The following is an 8,751-nucleotide window of genomic DNA, read 5'->3' on the forward strand; positions in this document are numbered from 1 at the left end:
GAGAAATAGCAAAAGCTAAAGAAGAAGAGAGAGCGAAAGAAGCATCTAAAAACAACATACAGTCTGCTAAACGTGAATTAACGGTAGTAGCGACAGCGTATACTGCTGATCCAAGTGAAAATGGTACATATGGTGGACGCGTTTTAACTGCGATGGGGCATGATTTAACGGCAAATCCGAATATGAGAATTATCGCAGTTGACCCGAAAGTAATCCCATTAGGATCTAAAGTATGGGTAGAAGGTTATGGAGAAGCTATCGCTGGTGATACTGGAAGTGCAATTAAAGGTAATCGTATTGATGTTTTAATGGGTTCAAAAAGTAAAGCTATGAATTGGGGAAGACAAACTGTTAAAGTGAAAATTTTATAGTAACAATAATTATCCAAATAGAAGTCAGTTCTCTTTATTGAGGCTGGCTTTTATTTTTTTAGTGGAAGTATAATAGGATTTTTAAATGGCTTATTACTAAACCTGTAACAAAACATAAAAATTGTATGATGTTTAGAAAATAAAACTATTAAGAATGAGGTAAGGAAGTAGAACAGAAGGTTATTGAGAAGTAGAGAAGAGTAGTATGTTGAAAACGAAGGATTAACGTATAATGAAATGTATAAATTGGATCAAATCGTTTACTAAACACTTTCACTCATAATAGTGTAATTAAGTTCAAAGGATAGGTGTATTTCATGAAAGAAGTAAGAGAATATATTGAAACAAAGAAACAAGGTGTATTGGAGCTGCAAATAAAAGAAACTGAAGAAAAGTTAGGTGCTGCTTTCCCAAATCAATATAGGGATCTTATTAAATTAGTTAATAATGCTGAAATAGGGGAATGGATACTATATCCGATTAAAGATAATAGAAATGTAACGAAAACTTGGGATGATATAGTTAGACAAAATGTTGACATGAGAGATGAGTATATGCCAGAAAACCTTATCATAATTGGTGACGATGGTTCAGGGGATAAATTGTGCTTTAAAATAAATAATGGAAAAATGGATGATGAAATATACATTTGGTATCACGCGGATGACGAAATGGAAGAAATATCTCCGAGTTTAAAAGAATTTATTATGGAAACTATTCAGGAAGACGATGTTTTTTAGTCTTAATTATTATCATTTTGTGAATCATTCTTATAAAAGGCGAGGATAGAATATGACAACAGAATTATATGGTGCACATTGCAAAGAAAGGAAAGGGTATAGAGTAATTGAAGGAAGAGGTTCATATAATCATTATTTTGGCGGTCAAGATTGTAATTTGCCAGTATGTAAGTTATGCGGTGAAAAGATGCATCAAATTCTCTGTTTTGATTTAAAAGATGGGAGACTTGCTGAACTTAAAAGTAATGAACTAAATATTTTACCATTCGTTTCATGCTTGAACTGCGCGATGGTATGGGAACCGCAATATTTTCAGTTAAGTGATGGAGGGAAAACTGTTCAAATCATACAGCAGCAAAATACAGAAGAATGGATAATGGAAGAGGAATATAAGTTACCAGTTTTATTACCAAAAACAACGGTAAAGCTTATAAATATGAAAAATGAAGATATACCTACAGATGAAGATAGTTACTGGGAAGCTTTTAACTTGTTCGGTTCTGAATATGTATGTAGATTATTAGGGGTACCGTTATATGATGATCTTCCAAAGGATTTGGCGTGTCCAACTTGTGCGAAAGAGATGAAATATGTTGCTACAATTACTCAAGATATTGAGGAACGTGGACTTATTTCAGTAGTTGATTTCCAGTTTGGGGAAATGAATATATACTATTATTTATGTATAGATTGTTTAATTATAAAAACTGAAATACAAAATACATAACAAGCCTAACATATTATGTTAGGCTTGTTTTTTGATCGCAACATCATTAAGAATTGCATCAAATATATCTTTTTGCGTAAAGTTATCTGTAAAAATAGTTTCTCTGGCAACCTTAATAGTATCGTGCGGATTATACCATTTTTGTAGGGAATCTTCACCAAATTCATGTCGTTTGTCCCTTGTGTTATGTCGTCTAATAGTTTCCTCTAATGATAAATCAAAGTAATATGCAAATGCATTTTCATCAAAATAACGAATTAATTCTTTTAACATCTCACCATACCTATGACTGTTCAATATACCTTCTAAAATAACAAATTCACATTTTCCTTTTCCGTACTTCGTAATTTCAAATAGTAAATCATGTGATAAATTACCCATTGTGTCGTGTACTCTAAGCATATCTCTACGTACAACATCCTGTGATACTAAAAGTGTCCCTTGTCCGAAATGTTCTTGTAGTTGTTTTGCAATCGTTGTTTTACCACTTGCGGAGTTTCCTCTAAGAATGATTAAAGTGGATGTAAATATAGGATTAGACATAATGTATTCCCCCCAACAGCATTAATTATATAGAAAATTTTAACAAATAAAGTGAGGAAAGTGTATAATCAATATGATGGATATTTAAGGAGGGGGTAAGATGGGGGATATATTAAAAAATGCACAACCTATATGGAAACGGACTTGGTTTCGTTATCTAGGGGCATTTTTTATTGTTCAGTTACTGTTTATTTTGTGTGAAATCACTGCGTGGGCACCAAACTTTAGGCCAGGCGGAGAGTTTTTTAATAGAATATTAAATTCTCAATTTTTCACTGAATGGTTCACACTCTATACAATCCCGCAATTTAACGTATTTACAGCATTTTTTGCGATTACATTACTACCATATGCATTAGTAGGTGCAATGAAAGATGTAACAGCAAGAAAAAATATAAAGGAATAATAGAGGTATAATATGCTTTTTCAAAAAGAAGGTTTATTGATTAGATACGTAATGGAAGATGATGCATCTATCATTTCTAAATGGTTAACGGACCCAGCAGTCCTGCGGTATTACGAAGGACGAGATAATCCGCAATCTGTAGAAAAGGTGCTTGATCATTTTATACATAGTCCAAACAGTAATGAAAAAAGATGTTTAATAGAATTTGATAACATTCCGATTGGTTACATACAAATGTACCCAGTGGATTCAGAGTGGAAAGCGTTATATGGCTATAAAGAATCACAAAATGTATGGGGTATGGACCAATTTATCGGTGAACCAGCCTATTGGGGAAAGGGAATTGGAACAAAACTCGTTCAGGTAGCAATTACATATATTATGAGTGAAATGGGAGCAGAAGCAATTGCAATGGATCCGAAAGTAAATAATGAACGAGCAATAAAGTGTTATGAAAAAAGTGGATTTAAAAAAGTAAAGATTTTAAAGGAACATGAGTTGCATGAGGGGAAATTAGAAGATTGTTGGATGATGGAATATAAACAATAATAATGGCTTATACAAACAAAGGGGATGTGTGAAATGAAAAAAGCATTAATCGTAATTGATGTGCAAGGGGGTATGTATACAGCTGGAATGCCAGTACATAATGGGGGAAAGTTTTTACAAACATTGCAAGAGCTTATTAAGGAATGTCGTTCAAATGGTATTCCAGTTATTTATATCCAACATAACGGTCCTAAAGAGCACCCGTTAGAAAAAGGTACGGATGGATGGCGAATCCATGCGGCCATCGCTCCGCAAGAAGGAGATAATATAGTTGAAAAGACGACTCCAGATTCATTCCATAATACAAACTTAAGCGAAGTGTTACAAGAGAAAGGAATTGAACACGTTATTCTTTCGGGAATGCAAACAGAGTATTGTGTAGATACGACAACGCGCAGAGCATGTAGTGAAGGATATAAAGTAACGTTAGTGAGTGATGCACATAGTACATTTAATACAGAAGTGTTACGTGCTGAAGATATTGTGAAACATCATAACGCAGTATTGGGAGCGTTTGCGGATGTTGTTGAAGTAAAAGACTTAAAAGTGGCTGCCTCTAAATAAGAGGCAGTTTTCATTAGAAAAAATAGCGTCAAATATTGTTAGTAGGTAGGTATTTTGAAATAATCACTTGTATAATTTCACGTACCATAATGAAAAAATACAAAAAAGGAGCACCACATAATTAAAAAGGGCGCTCCTGCATTAAAACGTTACTTTTTTTTATCTTTATCCAATATATTTTGTTCTTCAGCAAACTCTGTACCATATGCAAAGCGGCGATTAATACGAATGTTATCATTGTTGTGCCTTGTATGAGAGTTAGAGAAGCGATGAACGATTACTTCAGATAAAGTGAAGACGATGGCAGAAAGGATACTGCCCCATGCAATTTGCATATAGTTGTCTAATAAAATATTACCGAAAATCCATACGCTTAAATATGTTAATAAGAAATCCGACATAATGGCACCAGTATTGCCAATTCGATTTAAAATGATTTTATCAACGAACATGTAGGATACGATTGTAACAAAGAGACTGAATGAAATAATTTGAACAAACGTTGCAGGGAAAAATAAAGCAAGCCCAATGCTAAATGCGATAATGCACGATATAAACTTGATAAGCACTACTGTGAAATCATTCAAAATTTACACCTCCGATTTATACATAGTTTTTCAATAAATTCTGGAGTTCATACATTGTAACGGATTTATTTACATAAAACTTTTTCATGTTCGGAATTTAGTCTAAATATTATAAAAACAATGAAAAAATGTTATAGTAAAATGAGAGTGTATGACATTTTTAGGTAAGGGGGAATCCAGGATGTGGATTACTTCAGAAGTAGAAATTCCAGATGAGTTAATTGATCACCTTGAGCAAGGAAAGTTAGTATTATTTGTTGGAGCGGGAGTTTCTATGAAAGGGAAATCAAACTTACCGAATTTTGATGATTTAGTTGATGAAATTGCAAAAACGTTATATGTCGAAAAACGTGAAATAACAGAACCACATGATTATTATCTTGGTAAAATTGCGAAAACAAAAGATGTACATCAAGTCGCAAGAGATCTTGTTCATATAGAGAAATCAAAACCGAATCCATTGCATTATGCAATTCCAAGGCTATTTCCTTTAGATACAGATATCCGCATTGTAACAACAAATTTTGATCAACATTTTACAACAGCAATTAAAGAAATAAATAGAGATATTAATGTTTATTACGCTCCAGCTTTACCGACTGGGAGAGCTTTTAAAGGTCTTGCTTACATACATGGTAATGTAGAACAGGAGAAAGAGGCTTTAATTTTAACAGATGGTGATTTTGGAAGGGCTTACTTAACGGAAGGGTGGGCGAGAAGATTTTTAGTTGATCTATTCTCAAATTACACCGTTTTATTCATTGGATATAGTCATAATGACCCAGTAATGAAATATTTAGCAACTGGTTTACCACCAAGTACAAGACGATTTGCTTTTGTCGCACAAGGAGAAAATACGTACCACTGGGAACATTTAGGGATAAGACCAATTGTGTATCCGAATAAGGTGAATAATCATCAATCCCTCGTAAAAGCGGTAAAACGCTGGGCTGAATTAATGGGTGATAATTATATTACGAAAAGAATGCGTATTCGGGATATTGTAACGGTTCCCCCGTCAGTAGAACAGGAACAATTATCATACATAAAGCAATCGATTAAAAAAATTGAAACAGTACGTTACTTTGTGGAATTTGCTCATGATTATGAATGGGTCGAATGGTTAGAAGCAGAAGGTAAATTACAAAATTTGTTTATGCTTACGCCAAACTATAATGAAGTAGATGAATTACTTGCAGAATGGTTAGTGGAACAATTTCTTTTTAGTCATCAGAAAGAATTATTTCAATTAATTTATAAAAACTATTCTAAAATATCACCGTTATTATGGAGAACAATTTGTAACTACTTAAACGAAACGAAGAGTAAGATGGACCCGCTGTTGTTTGCAAGGTGGACACTCCTTTTATTAGAAACAGCTGAAAAAGATAGTAGCTCTATAGAAAAGATTTCTAAGTTACTGCAAAAATGTTCTTTTCCTGAGCATAAAGAAATTGCCTTATTGTTACTAACTTTTATTTTAGACGGAAAACTGAAGTTGAAACGTGTAAGAAAATGGGGAAATGATACGCAAGAATCAATAGAACTCGAGGAATCGAGTCGCTTACCAGTATCTACATTTTCTCATGTGGAGCAAATTTGGAACGAAAAGATGAGGCCATATATCGCTTATTATGCTGTTCCAATTATGATGATCGGATTAGAAAAATTGAGAATGTTGTCGTTAAGACAAACGGCACTGAAAAAAAGAAATAAGGAAAATGTAGAGAAAGAGTTTCATCAAAATGATCTTGCATTTTTAATACGAATTGTAAAAGAGTGTCTAACTTATTTATGCGAAAACAATGAGAAAAAAGCGGATTATTATATTACAGAAATGATAGAAGCAAATAGTGTACTTCAAAAGCGAATTGCAATTGATGCGATGAATAAAAATATTTTTGTTCGTGTAGATGACAAAATGAAATGGTTGTTACATGAAGGACTTCTTTTAGATTTCACTTATAAACACGAAGTTTTTCAACTTTTAAAAAGGCATTATGCACATTGTTTAGAAAAAACAAAAGAAGAAGTCACTCGAACTGTAATAAAGCATCTTACAGAAGAGAGGGTATTTGATGCATGTCTCGTATTAGACTTATTATTCAAGTGTGATTCGAATAGCCCATCTACGGCAAATGGGTATGAGTTAATGAAGCAAAAGCATCCTCATTTTCATTCTGAACGATACAGTGTACAAAAGAAAGAAGATACAGCAGAAAGCATTACTTGTAATGTAACTGCTGACGGATTATTGCAGCTGAAAGATGTTGAAATTATGAAGCAAGTTCAGCAATTTTCGCAAGATGGTGTTTTTGAACAACGCCATTTTTTAGAGATGTTATCAAAAGCATGTAAATTAAACACAGAGTGGAGTATTTCATTTGCATACCAATTAGTAGGAGTGCAAGAAATAAGTAATGAAGTATGGTTTGTTTGTATTAGAGAATGGCGAAATAATCGAGGAATGACAAATGAGCAAATCCAAAAAATTATTCCGCTATTGCAGAAATTTGTTAGAAATACTGCTTTTCATTGGTTAATTAGTAGTTTTCTATATGAAATTAGTAATCGACTAGAAGAGTTAGAAGAGAATAGTATACGTGTTGTAAAACGATTTGCTTTTTCAGTGTTTCCTCAAGTTATGAAGAGTGATACAGACTTTAAGCTTGGGAAACAAGATTTTTATAATGAATCAATTCAGCATCCAGTTGGAAAAATGACGGCTGTATTATTAAAGTTGTTATCATATGATCATTTATACGATCGTAATGTATATGAATATTTATTTTTATTTGAAGAACAAGTAAGAGTTAATTCGGAACGAACAAACTTTATGTTTGCTCGTTTAATAGCAGATATTACATTTCTATATCATATTGAAAAACAATGGTGCCGAAAATATTTGTTACCATACTTAGATTTAAAAAAACAAAATGAGATTACGGAATATGCATGGGCCGGCTTATGTTACACGCAAATAAATTTACCTTTATTTACAGAAATGAAGCGATTTATTAAGTATGCGATAGAACATTTGGAAGTATTACATCCGCATACGAGAGAAGCTTTCTTGAAGTGGCTTAGCTTTGTATTTATTAAATGTGTACTATATTGGGAGCAAAAAACAGATTGGTTATACCCGTTACTCATAATAGAAAATGAAGAAAATAAAATTAAGTTTATGCAGTTTTTATGCTATTACGTCAAAACATTAAGTGTAAAAGAACAACAAAAATTTTGGACAGCTTGGCTCAGTGTATTTTTGCGAGAACGACCAAAAATGGGTGAGATAACTGCAAGAGAATATGTGATGCTTTTACGTATTATTTTATACATGGATGAAATATTAGAAAAAGGATTATGTATTATGTCTCGTGCATTTTCAAGTGTACATGGTAAATGTACAGGTGAGGAAATGAAGCAGTTATTGATTGAAATGCTTCATAAAAAAGAAAGTATGAAAGCGCATAAAGAAATGTTTGCAAATGTGTTTTTTATTTTACTACAAACATGTCACGAAGCCGTTTTATTTGAAAAAGAAATCATACAAATAAAAGAATTATTAGTTCAGTATGAAGTAGAGGAATATGTTTTACATTTACTAGAAAATGAAATAATTCGCATAGGAATTGTAATGGGTGATTTACAAAAAGAATTATAGGACGAAAGTGGAATTTTAAAAAATATATAAAAAGTTGTTGACAGTGTTTTGAAAAGCGTTCTATAATACGAATCATACTTATTCAATTTCAAAAACATTTGAATAAACAAAGTGCAATGAAGAGATCACAGTAGTGGTTAGTCTTACTGTAACAGAGAGCTGGTGGTTGGTGTGAACCAGTACAGGGATAATCATGAATTACAGTCTTGGAGCATCTTTTTCGTAATAAAGATAGTTTGTCTTTATGAGGAAAAAGCGGTCAATTGATCGTTAACAGTGAAGAGAGGTAGACGGAAAGTTAGTCTACAACTAGGGTGGTACCGCGATAAATATCGTCCCTACTGATTTATTCAGTAGGGACTTTTTGTATTTTAGTGGTTCAACTTGAAAATTAAATAGTCATGCATTGAAAGGAAAAGCAGTAGTTGTTGTTTCCCTGTAACAGAGAGCTGGTGGTTGGTGCAAACCAGTACATAAACAAGAGCGAATTACAGTCCTGGAGCATCTTTTTCGTAGTAAAGATAGTATTGTCTTTATGAAGGGAAAGACGGTCAATTGATCGTTAACAATGAAGAGAGGTAGACGAAAGAAGTCTACAAC

At 32.9% G+C, this 8,751-nt stretch carries 9 protein-coding genes and 2 other annotated features; of the genes, 7 read left to right on the forward strand and 2 right to left on the reverse strand.

Annotated elements, in window-relative coordinates; all coding sequences use genetic code 11:
* From HMPREF2590_RS14075 to HMPREF2590_RS29965, 3 genes are all read left to right on the forward strand, one after another.
* Positions 1 to 371 (forward strand): 3D domain-containing protein (locus tag HMPREF2590_RS14075; RefSeq protein WP_176748661.1); only part of this gene is annotated, 371 nt, incomplete at its 5' end.
* A 317-nt stretch (positions 372 to 688) separates the two neighbouring features.
* Positions 689 to 1,111 (forward strand): SMI1/KNR4 family protein, encoded by a 423-nt coding sequence (locus HMPREF2590_RS14080; RefSeq protein ID WP_000665936.1) that lies wholly within the window; start codon positions 689 to 691, stop codon positions 1,109 to 1,111.
* Positions 1,112 to 1,163: 52 nt separating this feature from the next.
* Complete coding sequence (locus tag HMPREF2590_RS29965) at positions 1,164 to 1,838, forward strand: hypothetical protein (protein ID WP_000206087.1); 675 nt, start codon at positions 1,164 to 1,166, stop codon at positions 1,836 to 1,838.
* A gap of 18 nt (positions 1,839 to 1,856) precedes the next feature.
* Here HMPREF2590_RS29965 and HMPREF2590_RS14090 read toward each other — a convergent pair whose 3' ends face one another.
* The gene (locus tag HMPREF2590_RS14090; protein WP_000070081.1) at positions 1,857 to 2,381 is read right to left on the reverse strand and encodes a kinase; all 525 of its coding nucleotides are present in this window, start codon (positions 2,379 to 2,381) and stop codon (positions 1,857 to 1,859) included.
* 100 nt (positions 2,382 to 2,481) lie between these two features.
* Here HMPREF2590_RS14090 and HMPREF2590_RS14095 point away from each other — a divergent pair, with 100 nt between their 5' ends.
* Genes HMPREF2590_RS14095 through HMPREF2590_RS14105 form a run of 3 tightly spaced genes read left to right on the forward strand, consistent with a single transcriptional unit; the run spans position 2,482 to position 3,900 of the window.
* The gene (locus tag HMPREF2590_RS14095; RefSeq protein ID WP_000502338.1) at positions 2,482 to 2,787 is read left to right on the forward strand and encodes a YfzA family protein; all 306 of its coding nucleotides are present in this window, start codon (positions 2,482 to 2,484) and stop codon (positions 2,785 to 2,787) included.
* 12 nt (positions 2,788 to 2,799) lie between these two features.
* The gene (locus HMPREF2590_RS14100; RefSeq protein ID WP_000898770.1) at positions 2,800 to 3,336 is read left to right on the forward strand and encodes a GNAT family N-acetyltransferase; all 537 of its coding nucleotides are present in this window, start codon (positions 2,800 to 2,802) and stop codon (positions 3,334 to 3,336) included.
* A gap of 33 nt (positions 3,337 to 3,369) precedes the next feature.
* Entirely contained in the window at positions 3,370 to 3,900 is a 531-nt protein-coding gene (locus HMPREF2590_RS14105) for a cysteine hydrolase family protein (protein ID WP_000709545.1), read from the forward strand.
* Between the two features lie 149 nt (positions 3,901 to 4,049).
* Here HMPREF2590_RS14105 and HMPREF2590_RS14110 read toward each other — a convergent pair whose 3' ends face one another.
* A complete protein-coding gene (locus tag HMPREF2590_RS14110; RefSeq protein WP_000997702.1) occupies positions 4,050 to 4,487 on the reverse strand; it encodes a YndM family protein in 438 nt (145 codons plus the stop codon).
* A gap of 181 nt (positions 4,488 to 4,668) precedes the next feature.
* Here HMPREF2590_RS14110 and HMPREF2590_RS14115 point away from each other — a divergent pair, with 181 nt between their 5' ends.
* A complete protein-coding gene (locus HMPREF2590_RS14115; protein WP_000265208.1) occupies positions 4,669 to 8,151 on the forward strand; it encodes a DUF4020 domain-containing protein in 3,483 nt (1,160 codons plus the stop codon).
* A gap of 107 nt (positions 8,152 to 8,258) precedes the next feature.
* Positions 8,259 to 8,494 (forward strand) — a binding site (T-box leader).
* Between the two features lie 54 nt (positions 8,495 to 8,548).
* Positions 8,549 to 8,751, forward strand: a binding site (T-box leader).

The sequence above is a fragment of the Bacillus sp. HMSC036E02 genome, from assembly GCF_001836235.1.
GTDB classification, from domain to species: domain Bacteria; phylum Bacillota; class Bacilli; order Bacillales; family Bacillaceae_G; genus Bacillus_A; species Bacillus_A cereus.